This is a genomic window from Alteromonas sp. RKMC-009 (assembly GCF_003584565.2).
Lineage (GTDB): Bacteria > Pseudomonadota > Gammaproteobacteria > Enterobacterales > Alteromonadaceae > Alteromonas.
On record NZ_CP031010.1, the window covers coordinates 3,800,924 to 3,820,314 of the forward strand.

Annotated in this window: 12 protein-coding genes; all 12 read right to left on the reverse strand. The window is 50.3% G+C overall.

Features of this window, described 5'->3' with window-relative positions:
- Positions 1 to 4 precede the first annotated feature (4 nt).
- Positions 5 to 1,582 carry a tannase/feruloyl esterase family alpha/beta hydrolase gene (locus DS731_RS16775; RefSeq protein ID WP_161599172.1) on the reverse strand — a complete coding sequence of 526 codons (1,578 nt, stop codon included), beginning with the start codon at positions 1,580 to 1,582 and terminating at the stop codon, positions 5 to 7.
- A gap of 51 nt (positions 1,583 to 1,633) precedes the next feature.
- Positions 1,634 to 3,844 (reverse strand): TonB-dependent receptor, encoded by a 2,211-nt coding sequence (locus DS731_RS16780; protein WP_119502413.1) that lies wholly within the window; start codon positions 3,842 to 3,844, stop codon positions 1,634 to 1,636.
- 262 nt (positions 3,845 to 4,106) lie between these two features.
- Positions 4,107 to 5,153, reverse strand: a complete 1,047-nt coding sequence (locus DS731_RS16785; RefSeq protein ID WP_119502414.1) for an AraC family transcriptional regulator — start codon at positions 5,151 to 5,153, stop codon at positions 4,107 to 4,109.
- A gap of 77 nt (positions 5,154 to 5,230) precedes the next feature.
- Positions 5,231 to 6,016 carry an OmpA family protein gene (locus DS731_RS16790; protein WP_119502415.1) on the reverse strand — a complete coding sequence of 262 codons (786 nt, stop codon included), beginning with the start codon at positions 6,014 to 6,016 and terminating at the stop codon, positions 5,231 to 5,233.
- A complete protein-coding gene (locus DS731_RS16795; RefSeq protein ID WP_202980668.1) occupies positions 6,013 to 7,509 on the reverse strand; it encodes a hypothetical protein in 1,497 nt (498 codons plus the stop codon). Before DS731_RS16795 ends, DS731_RS16790 begins: the two co-directional genes overlap by 4 nt.
- The gene (locus DS731_RS16800; RefSeq protein ID WP_119502416.1) at positions 7,506 to 8,846 is read right to left on the reverse strand and encodes an alpha/beta hydrolase; all 1,341 of its coding nucleotides are present in this window, start codon (positions 8,844 to 8,846) and stop codon (positions 7,506 to 7,508) included. Before DS731_RS16800 ends, DS731_RS16795 begins: the two co-directional genes overlap by 4 nt.
- The gene (locus DS731_RS16805; protein ID WP_119502417.1) at positions 8,843 to 9,775 is read right to left on the reverse strand and encodes a dienelactone hydrolase family protein; all 933 of its coding nucleotides are present in this window, start codon (positions 9,773 to 9,775) and stop codon (positions 8,843 to 8,845) included. Before DS731_RS16805 ends, DS731_RS16800 begins: the two co-directional genes overlap by 4 nt.
- A 9-nt stretch (positions 9,776 to 9,784) precedes the next feature.
- Positions 9,785 to 12,046, reverse strand: coding sequence for a TonB-dependent receptor (locus DS731_RS16810; RefSeq protein WP_119502418.1), 2,262 nt, complete (start codon positions 12,044 to 12,046; stop codon positions 9,785 to 9,787).
- Between the two features lie 144 nt (positions 12,047 to 12,190).
- Positions 12,191 to 13,924: a CocE/NonD family hydrolase gene (locus DS731_RS16815; protein WP_119502419.1), complete on the reverse strand. Its 1,734-nt coding sequence runs from the start codon at positions 13,922 to 13,924 to the stop codon at positions 12,191 to 12,193.
- 2 nt (positions 13,925 to 13,926) lie between these two features.
- Complete coding sequence (locus DS731_RS16820) at positions 13,927 to 15,447, reverse strand: alpha/beta hydrolase domain-containing protein (protein WP_119502420.1); 1,521 nt, start codon at positions 15,445 to 15,447, stop codon at positions 13,927 to 13,929.
- Between the two features lie 2 nt (positions 15,448 to 15,449).
- The gene (locus tag DS731_RS16825) at positions 15,450 to 16,439 is read right to left on the reverse strand and encodes an MBL fold metallo-hydrolase (protein ID WP_119502421.1); all 990 of its coding nucleotides are present in this window, start codon (positions 16,437 to 16,439) and stop codon (positions 15,450 to 15,452) included.
- Complete coding sequence (locus DS731_RS16830; RefSeq protein ID WP_161599173.1) at positions 16,439 to 19,180, reverse strand: TonB-dependent receptor plug domain-containing protein; 2,742 nt, start codon at positions 19,178 to 19,180, stop codon at positions 16,439 to 16,441. Before DS731_RS16830 ends, DS731_RS16825 begins: the two co-directional genes overlap by 1 nt.
- Between the last annotated feature and the right edge of the window lie 211 nt (positions 19,181 to 19,391).

Genomic DNA, 19,391 nt, shown 5'->3' on the forward strand with positions numbered 1-19,391 from the left:
TTTTCTAGTGGCCATCAGGTGTTTTACACATGTAACTGCTTGCGTCACTCTCGTCGCCTTCCCCTTTATAAGTGGTCACCGACGGATACGGGCAAAGAGGACGGGTTTCCTCTGGCATGCTTTCCCCATAGGCAACAACGGAGACAGGCTTGTCACCCTTTTCAACCCAGTCTACCAGTGAAGAGAGCATATCGAACTGATCCAGCGCCTGTTCACCGCCACGACAATGACCCATTCCCGGCACAAAGTAAAACTGTGACCACTGGCTGACCTGTTCATAGCCACCGTTTTGCGCCACCATGTCATTGAAGTAGCCTAAGGTATCTTTAGCCGAAAACCAGGGGTCGCTGACACCATGGAAGAACATCAGTTTGTTCTCTTCAACAACAAAGGTCGACAAGTTGGTCAGTGTGGCGTTGCCTGGCTCCAGAGGAAACCCGTCCGCGATGGCCAGTTCCCGGTTAATGTCAAAGGGCTCATCAATGCGGGCCCGTCCCAACGGACCAGGCTGAGCAGACAGTAAGCCCGGTGCAGAACGGGCCGGTTTATCGTCGATGCCGGTATCAAAGAAAAATCCCGGATACACGTTATTTCCGTTGCTGTCAGCCGGACCGTTAAATGCGGTTACCAGCCCTTCGGCTTCTTCCGTCGTTAAACATGAATCACCGTGCTGTTGCCCGTCACAAATCATTTTACCGGGATCAAATTCACACTGCTCCACCGCAAAAATCAATCCGTCTTCACGACCGTCCAGGGCATCACATTGTGCCAGCAGTGCCTGCTCAATGGCTTTTTGTTTCTTGTCACTGAAAGGAGGCTGATTGTTTCCGCTCAGCGCCCGCAATGTTTTCGCCACATACAAATCTGCAATTTCTGAGTAATTCGTTTGTCTGGCCGGTGCACCTGCAATAATGCCATCAAATAAGTCAGGGAAACGTTGGGACATGGTCATGGCCTCACGCCCACCTGTTGAACACCCGACAAAGTAATTGTTCTGCGCCGGCTGCGAATACACACCAGAAATCAACTGTGTGACCAGCTTTGCGGTTTTCGACACAGCACCTGAATAAAAGTTAAGTAGCGCCTGCTGATCTTCAAAAAATGAAGGATCGAACACCGTATCAGACTGGTGTCCGCTGTCTGTACTGGCAACGGCAAAGCCACGGAACAGCGCGGGCGTATCACCGGCAGCCAGCGCACCTAATGGTTCGCGGATCAGGCCGTTTAAGCCGCCACCGCCCTGAAACAGAAACCGGCCATTCCAGTCAAACGGCAAGTTCAGACCAAAGCCGATGGCGTAGTCTTTCCCTTTTACACCCTTGCGTTTTTCAAACTCACCGGTGATCTGACAGTAAGGCTTAAAAGCTTTCGCCTGCGCCGGTTTTAATTGTGACTCAAGGGCCGAAACCGACGTTACGGCCTTAACTGACGTTAATGAAACGCCTTCAGGCATCATCAGCGACTCTTTCAAAGCAGCACATGATCTGGCATTTAACTCGCCGGCAATACCATTGTCCGCCATCGCTGCAGGCACGCTGCAAAGTAAGGCGGCACCAACCGCCAGGCTACCCATAAATTTCATGCGATCCCTCCGCAAAAAGCAGCGGCAGCACTGCATGGCTGCCGCACACAGTTAAAATGTATAATTGACGTCTATTCCAAAGGTACGGGGCGCGCCATAAAATTCAGTATTGTTGCTGAGCTGCTGCCCGGACACATACTCTTCGTCGGTTAAGTTACGTCCCCATGCATTTACTCGCCAGTTTCCTGTTTCGTAGGTAACCATGGCGGAAAGCAGTCCCCGGTCGGCCAGTAAATCAGTTTCCGGGTCGTAAATCAGATTCGTCCATTGTTCATCTATCCACGCGTAATTTAATCTGGGTGTCAGCAATGCACCATCAGATAATTCAATGGCATATTCAATACCCACAGTGAAGCTTTTTTCCGGCGCATACAGGTTTGGACCTGAGCCTGCAGCCACAAGAAACGGCGTGTAATCGAAGCATGTTCCACTGCTGGCATCCTGGCCTGCGCTGCACTGAGGCAACGACGGTGAACCGGATTCACGGGTATTAACAATGGGCTGTGTGGGCTCCATTTCTGAATCAATAAACGAGCCTGCGAAATCAATGGTGAGGTTATCAAGATAGATATCCAGCGCAAACTCCAGCCCGGCGATGCTGGCATCGGCAATGTTGTACACGTCTGAACGGCCGGTGGTCACATCAATATTCGTGTTCTGGAAGTTCTTGTAATCATTATTGAATACTGCCACCGAAGCACTCACCGTATCGTCAAACAGGCGTCCTTTCCAGCCACCTTCAATGGATATCACGGTTTCTTTGTCGAACACCGAGGTTTCTGAATTAATACCGCCGGGCTTGTACCCTCTGGCGATATAGCCATAGAAACTGTGGCTTCTTGAAGGCGTATAGTTCACCGATACTTTGCCCAGAATATCATCATCTTCGTAGTTTCCGGAGATGGTGGCAACCTTCACCCCATCCGGAGCGATGATACCTCTGCCTACGACCACGCCACTTTGCGGATCGGCTGAGCCTTCAAACCAGGCTTTACGTAATCCGAATTCGGTTTGCCAGCGATCTGAGAAGCGGTAACTCACCTGCCCGAATACACCTTTTATGACTTTCTGATTCTGAATGTCGATTTCTACCGGGAACGGGCCGTTATCAATATCCACCAGCACTTCATTCTTCTGATAATAAGCACCGGCAACCCAGGTAAAATCCTTGCCGTCAGGTGAAATCAGGTTCAGCTCATGACTCACCTGATCTTCTTTGACAAACTGGCTGCGCGTACTCACATCCAGCTCTGTGGCATCGTAGTCATAAATATTATCAATCTCTTTTTCCTGCGTACCGCTTAACCATTTCACAGACAGTCCGTTATCAAACCGGTGGGAAATATCCAGTAACAGGCTGTCGGCCGACTCCTCGTTTTGCGACGGTGTGTTGTAGGCTAAATCCCTGATTGAGCCGGTACGGCCCTCAGAATACGCCGTGCCTTCGATGGGACGGTATGCAAAACCGCCGGCAGATTTATCTGAGGTTTCGTATTTTACGTAAATGTCAGTGCTGTCGAGGGGTGACCAGGCCAAACCGAGTCGCGCACTGGTTTCATCCAGACTGCCCGCGTCGGTGTCAACGCTGCCTGTGCTGTTGTAAAAACTGTCGCGGTTTTTGTAGTTCACCGCAACCCGCGCGGCGAAAGTGTCAGAAACTGGCAGGTTTACCGCTGCACGGGCATTGCGTGACGCATAATTGCCGATCCCCAGCATCACGTTACCGTCGAAGTCACCGCCGATTTCCGGTCTGCGGGAAGTCACCATAATCGCACCGCCGGTTGAATTTGAACCCGCAAACGTACCTTGCGGACCACGAAGCACCTGAATATTCGCCACATCGTAGAAATTCAGCGTGCTAACAATAGGCGGTTGAAACAACCCGTCAATGTAGGTGCCCACACCGTTAGTCACGTCAGGATCACCACTTGCCAGGCCAATACCGCGAATATTCACCGACTGGGTTAAACCGGCATCAGTGATGGTTAACCCCGGTGATGCAAAGGGCAGATCATCCAGACGCGACACCGCTTTTTTCTCCAGTTGTTTTGCTGACAGCACGGTCATTGAGGTAGGAATATCCTGTACCCGTTTAATTCTGCGTTCGGATTTTACCGTGATGACTTCCACGTCATCGGCATCTGAAGCGGTATCTGTTTCCTGAGCGAATGAAATACTGGTAAAACCTGCCAGCCCCGCCACAACGGCAAGGTTGAGCAGATTACGGGTCGATTTTATTTTTGTAGTGTTCAGAAGGTACATGCTTTTAGTCCTTTTGCCTTATTTAAGATGGGATCTGTCAACAGGAAACAGACAACCGTCAAAAACCAAATAACAAGCAAATGTTATTTTTTTGTTTCACTCGCGTGAATGGCATATTACGACTAAAAACTTTGCCGATTACGACAAAGGGGGATTTTTGGCATGTTTTTGGAGGGAGATTCTTAGTTCTAAAAGGTGCTGAAATTTGAGCTTAACGAACTCATGCACGAAATTGTGTGCAACAAGCCAAGGTAAGTCAGGACTAAGATTCGACTTCCCCGCACAACAGCTGCTGACGAAAGTCTCTGGGTGAAAGGCCGGTCCATTGCCTGAATGCCCGTGTGAAAACGGCGGGATCGGAGTACCCCACCCGTTCTGCCACTTCATTAATTTTTAAGCCTTGCTGTCCAAGGAAAAATATAGACTTGTCACGCCGGACAATATCTTTTAATTGCTGGAACGAGGTGCCTTCGTCTTTAAGTTTACGGATCAGGGTCCGTCTGGTCATATGCAGTTTATCTGCACATTGTTCAATGGTGCCGGTACCGTCCAGCATGGCTTTCCCCAGCATTAACTTTAGTTCAGTGGCCAGACTGTAATCGGCTTTATATTGCCGGAACAGCTCTAAGGGGCAGCGGGACATAAAGGCTTTCAGTGATGATTCACTTTGTTTCACCGGCCTTTCAAGGTAATGAGCAGGAAAAACCAGAGCCAGTTCTTTATGATTGAACTTGTGAACGCCGGGGAACAAATAATGATATTCACCAATATGGTTGGGAGGCGGATAAGGAAACCGTGTTTCAGTAAGCGGCAGAATATCTGAAATCAACCAGGATGCATACCGGTGCCATGCAAGCAAACACATCTCCGCAAACAGGTGTTGATAGTCTTTTTCCGGCGCCTCCTCGTTAACCTTTAATACAGCCTGATCTTTCACAATCTCCAGTGTGACGAAATCATGAAGGGTCACCAGATTATAAAACTTAGCCCCTGTACTCAGCGCTTTGTGCAGAACTGGTTGATGCACAGACACTTTGCCCATCATGGCATATGTGCCCCGTCTGAGCGGCCTGTAGCTCAAACCCATGGTCTCATCGTCGATTGCATCCCAGACAGCCGTTTGAAAGTCAGCGAGCTTTTCAGTGGGAACACGTTCTGTGGGATTATGAATCACATCTTCATGTAAACCGGCATCGGCGAGCATATCTGTAACGGGTAAACCGTGCCTTACTGCCACATCATACAATGATGAAATGTAGTGATTTGCACCGGTGCCGTAGTGAGCTCCGGGTTTAATCTGATTTAACATACACCACCGCCAGACCAGTGAAACCTAGATGATGGCACTGGAGTCAAGACCAGAGCCTGCGTAAAGTTCATGTTAACCTAATCAAAGTAAGCATCAATAGTTACCCGCCAGCGCGATGTGGTTACCAGTCCGCTGACCCCGTCTGTCTCGCCGGGCAACATCTCAGGAGCCATGTTAATCTGCGTTGCCACTGCGTATTCAGGCACACCCAGCCGTAACAATGAAGTCACAATAATATCTGCTCTGTCCTGTGCAATCTGTTCTTTCTCCCGAAACTCATGACCGGAAACCGTGATCCCGCGTGTATCAGCAAAACCGGTGATAACCACCCGCGATGGCATAGCCTGCAATATCCAGTAGGCAGCTTGGTCTAGCTGATAGTCACCAAACTGATAGGTCAGAAATGACTTGTTATAGTCGAAGAAAACGTGAAACTGTTTGTCTTCAAACGGGCCTTTGAGGGGCGCTCTGTCTACGCTGAGAGGCTTTACAATGTTTGCCGGACGCACGAAGGGATTACCCGGATAACGTTCCGCCGGTAACCGGTATTGAGGGCAAGGCTCAGAAAGAACAGACACCCGCACGGGGTTTAACACCTTCCCGCCACAGGCATCCGCATTATCCGTTATTTGTCCCTGCACCAGCACGGCGTAATTCCAGTCCGGTTTTACCGGCGAAGCGCTGATATCAAACCGGATCCCTGATTCAGGTGAGTCCGCCAGCCAGCAGCCGGACTTCTTACCGGCTCTTGCATCCCGATACACAGGACAACTGACAAACTCAACGATATCCGTCGCAGCCTGAACAACAGAAACCGTCATCAGAGCCAACAAACCGGATACGGCTATCTGAATCTTTCTCATAGCGAATTCATCAGGTTTATTAAGTCCTGACGCTCCTGTTCAGTGAAGTTTATCTGGTACCGGCGATCGTAGTAATCGACGAGGTCGCCCATGGTTTTTGCAGAACCGTTTGAAAAATAAGGCGCTCTGGCCGCCAGCCCACGCATAGACTGCAGAGTGATTTTACCCGTATCAGCACAACGCCCTGTTACGAGTCCGAAACCCGGATCCTGGGTCAGAAATGATCTGCCATAGTGGGGATGAGGTTCACCCTTGCAGGTAATGCGGAACAACGGCAATTCAGGCGCTGGTTCAGCAAAGGGTTTGGTGGTGGTGCCAATATCCACCTGACCCGGTGCCACGTCATTGCCCATCTGACTCATGTTGTGACAGAACACACAGCTGTTCAGCACCGGATTTCCAAACCCCATGGGTGAGTTAATACCGGCACTGTCACTGATTAAAAACATTTTTTCACGAAACAGCCGCGCGCCTCTGGCGATGGATGCCCGCTTGTCAGCCTGTTCCGGCGTGACACCGGTGCTTTTCTGATCTTCCCAGGGCTCAAACTCACTCCATACTGCCCGACCGATACTGCCCAGTTGTCCCGGCTTTGAGTCACGAAGAAGTTCAGGGCCACCAAATGCACCGTCATCCAGCTTTCCGGCATCCTTATCTTCTGCCTGAGCGGCATAAATGCTGAGTATGAACCCCTCAATTTTTTCCACCTGCTCATCCGTCAGTGCAGATAACATTTCCAGATGGGTACCCGATGCATCCTGCATCTGCGCTTTTAAATTCACACTGCGGTTATCTGACATGATGTTGCCGGATAAGAACTCACCACTAATTTCATCCCTCGGCAGCGCCACGCCCTGCTTGGGATCGTAGGCAAAACCGACGGCAGTAAGATACTTCAGATTCGCCACCGGACGGGGCCTGCGGTAAACAGAAATGGAGGGTTCAGCAGCATCGGGGCCGTATTTCTGCGAGCTGTTACAGCCCCAGGGATCCCGCACAACCTCAATGTCGAAATCCGGAGTGACTTCTTTGCCATAGCGGGGCGCCGGCGGCCAGGGCATCTGGATCCTGAAAAGCCCTCTTTCCAGCAACAGAGAGTGAGAAGCTTTCTCTTTTTGCGGCATATCCGGGCAATTAGAGCCATCCCATGCAGCAAAGATAGGGTCGCGGCCCTGCGTACCGCTCCAGACATCCTGTATGGTTTTCACCGACAGGCTCATACCGTCTGACGGTTGATGACAACTGATGCAGGCACGTCCGTTTTCACTGAGTGCCTGAAAAAAAGGATGCCCGCTCATTTCAACAGGCTGACCTTCTGCCAGCACTTTCACCTTACCACTGGCATTGCTGTGAGTTTGTGATTGTTTAAACGTGCCGCTTTCACCAGGCTTGATCCATCCTTCGGGGTAAGTCACTTCTGCCGCGACAGTCGATACAGATAACATGGTCAGAAGCGACGCTTGCATCAGGGCATTCAAACAGAAAACTTTCATTGATGATCTCCGTTTTTGGTCATTGACTGACAGGCCAGCTGATTCTCCGCGCACCAACGTGGCAGAGGCAGCACAACTGCATCTGTAAATGCAGTTTCCGGCGAACGGGCGGGCGATTGCCATTTTCCGCTTTCAAGCCGGTTTTCGAGTGTTTCCACACTCGATAGCAATTCTTCCGGCGTAAACGTGCAGTGGCCCGCTCTTTCCACCCAAAGCGCGGAAGATAATCCGGGATCTGACTGACTTTTGAGAAGTTGCAGATAGTTTGTTTGCAGTGACGGCGATGTCATACCATCGCCCGTAGTATGCATGGCAAGCATTGGTTTGGTGATGGCGCCGTCAGGCGTAAAGTTAGCAGCCATATAAGAAACAGCACCGGGCACTGAAGCAATCCGTTGTGCCTTTTCAAGTGTGTGCAGATCATCACTCAGCGACAAACCAGCTTTCTGGTATACCGCTTCCACCAATGATTTTCTGCCACTGGCATCGAGTAAAGTGCGGTAATCCACGCCGGTGTTGGAAGAAAATGAACCGCCGGCCCGGCGTTCCTGATCACCACGGGGTAAAAACAACCCCATTTTTACTGCCGCCATCATATGCTGTGCAATGGCATCCGGTGTTTCAGGTGCTTCAGAACCGGGAATGGTCCAGTCAGGTAATCCGCCAAGCACACCGGCAAGCACTGCGCGGGCCTGCCAGCGGGGATCCTGTTGATTATCTTCCATTGAGGTGATTAGTCGTTCAACGGTTTCGCGGTCGTCCCCTCTGCCTGTCAGCGGAATATCTTCACCGGGAAACAACAGGCGGGTGAACACAAACGCCCCGTCCAGCGCTGTATCCATCATAGGCAACGCACCGTAGCTGGATGCGCACAAGCTGATGGTTCCATCGACCTGGTCAGCGTGCCGTTGGGCAATGGCTGAGGTGATCAAGCCCCCCATTGATGATCCCCAGGCAATAATGCGTACGGGCGCACCAGCGTCATTCCGGAATTGCTGAAGGGCAAGCAACTGGCTGGGAATAGCCTTTTCGACACTCCATCCCGCTTCGGGGTATTGCGATGCGGCAAGCGCATAACCGTTCGCCAGCAGAAATGCTTCTGACTGTTTTGGCGCCACATCTGGCAATCTCGCTTTGCGACCATAGCCATGTCCGTAAAGCAATAACGTTCCATTCCAGTTATGAGGCACCTTCGCCTGCCACAAAGCGCCGTCTTCCAGCGTTCCACTGAATGTTCGCTCTGATTTTACCGGCGCGGATACGCATCCGACTGCGCCCACGCCAGCCAGCAGCGTAAGCAGGCAGTACAGAACTGATGGCTTAGCGATATTTTTCATAAATGCTTCCGCTGAACCTGCCAGTCCATGTCAATACACAACACGCAATCTTCGCCTGCAAACCACTGTTTAGCAGACTCGTCGCCTTTAAGTAGCCAGTCGAGCCAGGCGATGGCGACTTTACTGTAGGAGCCACCGTCAGGCACGCCAAAGGTACCGCCGTGTCCTACGCCATTTTCAGCGAAAAAGACGGGAACATGCTCTAAACGGTTAAAATCATCCAGAGCATTAAAATAGGCCACGTCATCCGGTCCGCCGTTCACATAGGCGATGGGCGTGTGCACTTTCTCCAGCATGGACTTTTGTACTCTAAGCGCAGTACTCTGCACTTTGAGCGGCTCATTAATGACACCGCTGTTAAACAGGATCACGCCATCAAGTCGCGCATCCGTTGCCACTTCCAGCGCCTGGAGTCCACCGCAACTATGCCCCATGACCACTACCTTTGACGGGTCGAAGCGCTGATAAAATTCGTCATTCTTATCTGCAGCAAATCCTTCCGCCAGATTAAGACTGTTGATGATCTGCTCGACGGTGGTTTTATCTGCAGAGCCCACCGGGGTTGAGCGAGCTTCAGGCTCATGCTTCGCGTTGGCTTTTGCCCTCGCCTCTTCCAGAAAAGTGGGCCGCTCTTCTCTCGCCGGACCTGCTGCGATAACAAAATAGCCATGGGAAGCTACTTCTTTCAAGAAGCGGGCATAACGCAGGCCATTGTCACGACAGCCGCCATTTGCCCAGAGCATTACTGGCACAGATTGCTGTGGCCAGGATTTCGGGTAATACAGGGTGGTGTCAGGCATGTCATCACGAACTGCAGCAACAGCCGGTTGCGAGCCGGAGCCGCCGGCCGGCGAGACAACACCGGCGGTGGCAAAAGTGGTAATCCCAGACAGACAAAGTAACGTTAACGCATTCACTATTTTGCTCATGGTTGCCCCTTAAAAGTTATAACGCACTTTTACACCCACCTGACGGGGTGCACCCAGGTTGTAAACGCCCACGCCGTCGGTATCACCGGTGGCACGGCTTATGTACGTTTCGTCAGTAAGATTCTGCACGTACAGATCAGCCCGCCAGCCCGAATCGCTCTCGTACGCCACGTTCGCTTCCCAAATTGTCCGGGACGGGGTCAACTGATGGTCGAGATGGAAAAATGAGGTGTAGAACTCAGACTGATAGCTCATTCTCAGCGATGGCAGAATAACGCCGGACTCCGTCTCCCATCCCAGATACTCAAGGCCCCAGCTCAATGAACGTTCAGGCAGGAAATCAATGCTCTCTCCACTGAGGTTTAGCGACAAATCGGTGGCAGGATTCTCACCGTCGTAAGCACCGGCAGGTAGTACATACTCAAGATCGCCGTACTCACCTTTGTTGAAAGCCATAGAAATATCCCAGCGGATATCTGCATGAATGCCGGACAACTGCGCTTCAATACCCGCAATCGTTGAACCATCAACATTGCGCGTTACTGATTCCTGCGGGCTGTCGGGTGGCGCGAAAGTACGCTGAAAATTGTCGTAATCCATGTGAAAAACAGATACCGACAGTTGGGTCTGGTCATCGAAAACTCCACCTTTCCAGCCAATCTCTTTGTTCAGTACATACTCTGAATCGTAATCGGGTCCAAATGGTGACGTACCGCCGGGCTTATACCCTCTGCCAATGGTGCCGTAAAGCATACTGTCGTCAGACAGATGCCAGTTAGCAACCACTCTTCCGGTGAGCGCACTGAAATCAAACAACTGATTTTGCGGGAACGGGCGGCCTGATGTTGCGTTATAAGAACCAGCGCCCGGAGTAATATAAGAGTCTCCGGCAAAACCTACTTCATCGCGGTTGTAACGCAGGCCGAATTTTACTTCCACATCAGGGGTAAACTGGTAAGCAACCTCACCAAAAACAGCTTTGTTTTTACGCACGTTGTGCAGATACATAAACAATCTGGTGTGGGACTCTAAATCCAGTGACGTACCGGGGTAGCTTTCATTGTTGTAACGCAGCAGATTCAGATTATTTTTCTGATCATAATCGATAATGCTCAGGCCGGTAGTCCACTGAAATGGTCCTTCCCCGGTTGAGACAAGGGTCATTTCACCGGTCCAGTATTCATCAAATATTCGGAAATCACGGCCGGTCTGCGGTTCGTCCGTTATTGTAAGGTACGAGCCATAATCACCGTCAGTGCGGATATCCTGAGTACTGTCAAAATAAGAGAAGTTAGTCAGTAATTTTACGCCTTCAGAAAACTGCCAGTCAGTGGTAAATGTGGTGCGGTTGTAACGCACACTGCGATGGCCATCCAAATCGTAATTCAAATCCCACACACCAGTTTCAGGCAGGCGGGTATTTCCTTTTTCAGGAAAACGTTGGGTCGCCACGCCATCAGATTCATTACGGCTTTCCTCATATATCAACCGCATTTCAAGATTATCATCCGGTGAATACAGCAACTGATACCGGCCCATAGATCGGTCGAGATTACCGGGTTGGTCTTTTACCAGTGAAGCATCAGTATCAGGATCAGGTCCGTGATTAGTAAAGAAGCTGTTGCGGCTTTCAACGTTACCGGAGATCCGCATTGCCAGACTATCAGACAATGGGAAAGTCAAACCGCCACTGTATTTAGTCAGGTTGTAGCTGCCTTTCTCAGCCGCCGCAAAACCTTCTGTTTCACCCAGAACCGGCTTTTTAGAATTGATAAAGATTGCGCCGCCACTGGCGTTCTGGCCTGAATAAGTCCCCTGTGGACCGCGTAAAACTTCAATACTGCCTAAATCAAAAAAGGCATCGCCATAAACAAACTCCCGGGCCACATAAGCACCGTCAAGATGCACAGCTACACCGTTTGTCTGATTCGGTGCGCTTTCAGAAATACCCACGCCACGAATGTTGATGTATTTGGTATTGCCGTTGTCGGTAAACACCAGGTTTGGAACCTGCGCCTGCAACCGCTCCATATCAGTAATGTTTTTATTTTCCAGCGCTTCACCGGAAAACCCGATGACAGACATAGGCATATCGGATTCACTGACGGAACGACGCTCAGCCGTGATGAGTACCTTCTCTATATCTTCATCCCGACTTTTTCGTTTTTCATCATTATTTTCCTGTGCGTAAACAGAAAAGCTGGTAGTCAGTGCGGCTAACACTGCGAGTGCATGTTTCGTTCTGAAAAATTGCGCCGTTTTGCAGGTCATTTTGGTTTGTCCTTTCCACAATTTGTAAAATAAACGAAATAGATGTTAATGAAATGTTCAAGATTCATTAATGGCAGAAAGTGACTAAATTTTTGATAAATAGTGTCAGCATGGATTTATTGCATACTGACACACGTTACGAAGCTAGTTGCCCGCGACCGGCAGCATCAGCACTGCTGTACCTGATGACGGGTTGGTTAATCTGATTGTTTGCGCATGACCAGCATCATCCCGCAGTCTTTCACGATAATCCGATCCCGTGAAGGTTACCTGGATTTTATGATTTGCGGCAAAAACCCAGGAAGTCGGCATCATCGCGAACGTCAGCTCCACTGGCTTATTGGCGGTCAGTAACTGCTGATCTTCCTTGTACCAGCGATGCCAGGGCGTGCCCTCCGGCATCAGCCACGGAGCGCTGTCTGTCTTGCGCATAGAGGCTTTCAGCCGGCCTTCTGTGATAACGGTAACAGACCCGTCAGGCGCAACATCCTCAAGATAAGCAAACAAGTTTGCATCCTTCTGGTTAGTCGAGAGATTCACTGTAACCTTGGGATGGCCAGTGACTTCTATGGCATGATCAAGTGGCTCAGACGTAATATGAATTCCCTCCTCATGGGTACTGCAGGGCTGGGAACGGGAACTGATTTTTTCACCGGGACAATTTTGTTCAAACTTCACATCAAAATGCTGATCCAAAGTGCCTCCAGCCTGACTCTCAGTTTTCAAACCAGAATCTGTCATGGCAAAAGCTTTAAAGTCGACGCCTTCCACCGGCCAGGTTGATGATGATGCCCAGTGACCATTTTCACTCCCCTCCATCACAAAATAGTGGAGAGGCGGCTCCTGATTTAGTCCGGTTTCCAAACCTTTTAAGTGGGTATCGAAAAAACGGTGGATCTCATCCAGCAGGGGAAAATCATCGTTCCGGCAGTGTTGCCACGGACCAACGATGGCTCTTGACCCCGGCACATTCAGCAGGGTAATCAGGCCCTGATCCCGCAGTTCATCAAACCAGCCGCCCATGATATAAAGCGGTATCCCTGAACGGGCTACCTGGTCTTTGTAATCGGCCACACTGCCCTCAGACCAGAAACGACTTCCCACGGTTTTTGACCAGCTGTCGCGAAATGGCAATTCAGACCACATCTGAAGTAACGGCGTTGCCAGTTGATGCTCTTCTGCTGCTTGCCGCTGCAGTTTCTTGTCTTCATCACCGTCAACAGGTGGAATAGCCATGTCATCTTCGATTGTTCTGGCGGGTCCGGTACCCCACTGTGCGAAGATTGCGCCTCGCCGGAATGCATCAAATTTATGCCATGAGAAGCAGCCGGCAAAAACGGCTTTCAAAGCAGGCGGTTGAACAGACATCGCATGCATAGCCGCATCTCCGGTGTTAGAACATCCGTAAACGCCCACATTGCCGTCAGACCAGGGTTGCTCTGCCAGCCATTGCGTCATTTCATACGCATCAAACGCCTCATTACGGTCGTGATAGCCACGCATCACCCCAAAGGATTGTCCGTTACCGCGTCGGGCCACCTGAACCACTACGTAACCATGTTTTGCCAATGTAGGAATGGCATGCAGCGCACTGATGAAGCCGCCGGTTCCGTCGCGGGCTTCCCTGGATATGGACAGCGTGTGGTGCCAGATAACCGGGAATTTTCCGTCAACCGGTTTACCGTTTTTCGCCGGTCTGACTACCGATATTGCCAGCTTCACACCATCCCGCATGGTCACATAAGATGAAGCCTCGGAGGTTTCTTCATAGGCCGGTGCCGGTTGATAATCGGCAAACCCGCTGGCTACGCTCAGTGTTGAGAACGCGATAAGTACCGGCGCTAAAATGTTAAGCCAGTTTTTACTCAAGTAATTCATGCTTATTCTCCTTTACCAGCAAAAGCGTCAGCTGCCAGATCCGCCATCTTGTTTTTCAACATTTTTGCATCGCTTTCTAACACCCAGCGTTCCCGCACCATGGCATCAAGGTAGTCGCCATACGCCTTAAGATACTTGTCTTTATTGCCATACATGGCGAGTAATTGCTGTGATGAAAAATTCTTTCTGAGCATGGCCGGACGGCCGTTTCGCTGACATTGAGGTTCTGCGTCTGTGGTATAGCTCGCCAGAGGAACAGCGAACTCTGCTACCGGCATTCCGCCCAACGGATTTTGATGATGATCCCGAAGCACCTTTCCGTTTTCATTTAACACCAGTTCCTGAGCGTGGGGCGGCAACTGGTCATTCACAATCCATTCACGGAGATTAGACAGCGCAGAACGGGCATAGGGGCCTTGAGGAATATCGCTGAGCGGGTACTGGCATTCAGCCAGTGCATCAGCTTCTTTTGGGTATCCTTTACGGTATAGCTGAATGAGCTGACTACGGTTAAACCGGTCACCTCCCTGATCCATTAATAATTGATCGCCATGAATGACTGCGCCCATTTCATATAACCGGTGAGCCCCCGGATTATTGTTGCTGTCAGCAACCTGCGGGCCATCCCCTGCCGCAACTTCGAATTCGGTGAGAAACTCGATAACCGGAACGTTAACCGGGCGTAGGTCCCGAACCGGATTGTCCATCCCATCCTTTTCTACATCTGAGTTAAGGGGTAAAACGCCGAGACCGTTCCAACGTGAAGAGATCCCTACCAGATAACCATCAAATAGTGGTTTATCCGCGCTGATAGCAAATTTTTCATGAAATCCGTAATTAACATAGGTACGCCAGAAACTGCCTGTAAATGACCATCCTCCGGCAATAGCGACTTCCGGCAACGCATCGTTAAACGGGTTTGCGTCGTGAGCAGTACGGAAATAGTGAACCGCGTCAGAAATGACCTGATAACGGATCCCGTCATCTTCTGGCCACTGTAATGCTTTATACCGCTCAGGGTCATACCATTTGGCGATATCGCTTTGCGCCGTAGGGAACTCACCTTGTGCAGTCAGTTCCCGTTGACGGGGATCGTTACCGCTGCCCACTGACACATATGCATCGCCACTGTCGATAATGAAGTGCTGCATAGCCACCCAGTGAGACGTATTTCCTTTAGACGGATGCTCGGGCTCTACGTGCAATACGCCTGAAAAAGTCGCCATATCCTCAGGCCGGCGGACAACAACACGGGTCACATAGGGCAAGTCTTTATTATGAACAACCAGGCTGCCATCTTTGTAATCAAAGGAACTGGCTGTGCCGCTGACAAAATACTCTTCTTCTACATAGCCATATTCAGCCAGGTTGACAGATACCGGCGAGCCTTTTACCTCCGCGGCATTATAAATTTCGCGCTTACCGGCCGGGATTTTCTTAACCTGCTCAATGTCTGCTACGGCCTCTTTCCCGCCAGCCAGTAGCAAAAACGCGCAAAACCATGCAATACGTGAATAAGTCATATTCATTCCTTGTTGATATAAGATGAAAGACAGGATGAAAAAACAGAGAGAAATCGTTGATATCCCTCCTGCCCTAGCAGGAACGGATGAGGCCCGTTCTTTTTCCGTCCGGATAGCTGCTTAGCACGTAACCCTGTCAAATCACTTGTTGGATGATTGCTAAGCGGTACAACAACCTCTTTATCTGCGGTAAGCGATTTGAACCGGTTTAAAGAGGAGAGGAAAACATCAAGAGGCGTGCCCGGGGCCGTAAAACCAGTGCCACCGAAAAAGCCGGCAAGATACGTTTTGTTGCTGTCAGTAACCGGTAAGATTGCTGAGAGCGTGCCGGCAGTATGTCCGGGCGTCAGGTAGAACAGGATGTCTCCGGCAATAGTGTAAAGCGAACTACCATCGCTGATTACACGATTTTTTTCTGGCACGGTTTGACCCGCAACCGGTACTTTTATCCGCACTCCGTCGATGATCACGTGCTCTTGATCCGGATACCGTTCTTTCAAAGTCCGGGTTACATCCATTAACTGCCAGTCTGCTTCACTGGCCATTACCTCAGCGTTGAATAATCGTTGTAGCAATGCAGCGCCACCAAAGTGATCACCGTGACCATGCATTATGACAACATGAGAAATTTTTGAAGGCTCCAGACCCAGCGATACAAGACCATCGATGATGTATTTCCGGGCTTCCTTTTCCGTTTCCATGGCATCGAAAATGATAATCTGCTCATTATTCAACAAGGCCCAACTGTTCCAACGCTCATAACCCAGGAAAATAAGATTATCGAACACGTAAAATGCATTTGCGGGCAGTTCCGGTTGAAACTGTCTTTCACCCGTTTTGCAATATTTATGGTAGAGCGGTACTAAATCATCCCCAGCGGCCCGCTCCGCTTCTGTCTGCCACCAGTCCTGTGTAGCCATAACCGGCAAACTGCAGAAGATAGTTAGTGCCGGCAGAAGCCGGCACCACTTACGCTTTTTCAGCGTTTTCATCAGAAGCTCTTAGACAGCGAGAGTGAGATGAGTCGTCCGACCGGGCTGCCTACCTGCGGGTCGAAACCACCACCACCATTATTTGACGGGGCGATATCGGCATAAGGCGGATCTTCATCGGTGATATTGTTGATAAAGAGTCCCACTTTGAGATCTTCGCCAATGCCGCTCAGTCCGCCACTGAAGATGTAAGACGCAGCAAAATCCAGCGTGGTCAGTGAGCTGATCTCCTCACCGGTAAGAGTATTGTTGTAACTGTTCGTGTAGTTTGCGAACAGGGTTAAATCCCAGTAATCCCGCTGCCAGTTAATGCTGCCACGCATACGCAGACTGACCGGATAATCCAGATTGTTTACCTGATCAATAGATTCAGCCGTAGCAGTTTGCGCAACACGGTAGTAATCAAACCAGGTACCCAGCAAGCCAAATTTAAAATCACCGCTGTCAGTTTCCATGGGTACCGACATGGAGAAATCCAGCCCCCGGGCTTCAGTGCTTCCCAGATTATTATTCCGGCCATCCACGAACACCATGGTATTTTCGGCTTCAGCAACACTGCCACTTCGCACATTGATACCACCAGCAAGGAGCTCAGCGGTTCTTGCCTGTGCTGCAGCGCCCCGCAGAATGATGGAAGAAAACACATCTTCCTGACGCAGAATATTCAGATTCGATAACTGCCCGCCAATTTGTCCTTCATAAGTGACATCGAACAGGTTAATTGAAAAACGGGCACCTTTGTAACTTGATGGCGTGTAATCAACACCCACTGACCAGGTTTCTGCTGTTTCCGGCACCAGTTCGTCGTTCCCCCCTGAGAGCGTGGCCCCCCGGATAGTCTGATTGATCGTCGGATCAAAGTAGTTCTGGATATAAAGATTACTGCCGCCAGCGCTGACTAACTGTGTTAATAGCGGAGCACGGAATGATTCGCCATAGCTTGCATGTATTGCCACATCTTCCACCGGCTGCCAGTCGATACCAATCTTGGGGTTTTCAGTTCTGCCAACATCACTGTAATCATCAATACGACCAGCGATGTCCAGCACCAGGCTGTAAATTCCGGGCACTGCATTATCATCACCGATAATTGGAATATATAACTCTGCAAAACCTGATGTGATGTCACGGCTTCTGGGGTCAAAATTGTATTCACGGGCGCCGTCAGCACCACGGACCTGACCAGTCCATAGTTCCATTTCGTAGTAGCCCAGGCCAGCTGCCAGCTTCACGTCTCCACCTGGCAGCGACATGAGCGGACCGTCTACCTTCATACCAAAATCTTTCACTTTGGTTTGTGCAACGGTGTCGATAGCGTAGTTAAAAATGCTGTCGATGACTGCCTGATTGTTTTCAGATGTGCCAAATGGATTGAATGCTGTCGAAGGATCCGGGCTGGCCAGGGCCGCCTGGAGAGCACCACTATTTACATTACCGCCACGATTAAACGCCTGATCATCATTCTGCCCCATGGTGGCATGTACATTGAGCAACCAGTCTGCCGGTAAGGTGATGTCGAGACCGGCCGTCAGTTGCCAGGTTTGCGTATCAAATGTCGTGACCGCCGGAGAGCCATAAGCCTCAGCAAAACTATAATCGATACTTTCACAACCTGTACCTGCAGGCAGGCCCAGACTGCCTGAACAAGGCTCAAGCGTTATCCCCGCAGGAGAAACAAAGTATGCATTTGTTTCCGGTACCGAAATTCGCGCATCGTAAGGTTCGGAGTAGCGTTTGCCATCACGTTGATAAACCAGTGCATCAACGAACATCGTAACGCGATCACTAAGATCCTGATTCAGCGTCATAACGGCACTATGGATGGTTTGCTCGGGCATTAAATCCGTTGTTGAAGATAAGTTATCACAGGTATTCTGTGTCCCCTCTACCAGATTGTCAGCCGTCGCACCGCCCTGAGGAATAGCATAACTGTTTCCGTTGAGGTAGATGTTACCCGGATTACAGCTGGTAACCCGATAATCAGCACCGCCCATGCCGGTTAAGTCAGCACGGTAATAATCACGGTCGCCGCCAAAAATATTGCTGCGATAAGAGCGCTGCGCAGATACGGTTACCTGCCCGGTATTCCAGGCCTTACCGGTGATCAGACTCAGTTGGTGTTCATCGTAGTCAGCTCCCACACCATACTGCCCCTCAACCTGCACACCTTCAAACCCACGACGTAATATCAGGTTAGCCACACCAGCAACCGCATCTGAGCCGTAAACGGCCGAAGCACCATCTGCAATAACTTCTATACGCTTTAAACCAATGGTCGGAATTGACGAAGGATCAACGGTGGCACCGAGGGTGCCCTGGGGCACAGCACGTCGCCCATTGATTAGAGTGAGTGTGGCGTAAGGGCCAATACCACGAATGTTGATGGCATTCCCGTACACGATATTACCTGCACCACCGCTACCGCTGCGGGATGTATCATTGACCCCCAAACTGAATATCTGCGGCGTTTCACGCAGCAGGTTCATGGTATTGATGGTAGCAGAACGATCGATATCATCACGCCCGACTTCGATAAGTGAAGAACCTACCGGTGCAGCACCGCGGATACTGGTTCCGGTAGATGTCACGACAATGACTTCGGGTTCTTCTTCGGCTGCATTGCTTTGAGCAGCTTGTTCTGATGTGGCCTGAACATTCTCCTGTGCGAATGCAGATGCACAACTTAGTGATCCCATTAACGCGATCATTGAAGAATACGTGGCTAAACGGTTAACAAACATTGACTTGCCTCCTGACAAATTGAGCATCGCCTAGTGCTAATTTGCGATTGGTCAACGGGTTCACCGCATGCGGAATCTTAAAATTAACATTATCTGATTCACGAATGGATACCGGCACGACCGCTGCGACCGCAATCTCTTTGTCTAGTAAACGGCAATTTAGTTTGAAAAGTCAACCATTATGTTAAATATTTTAAAACATTTTTGTAAC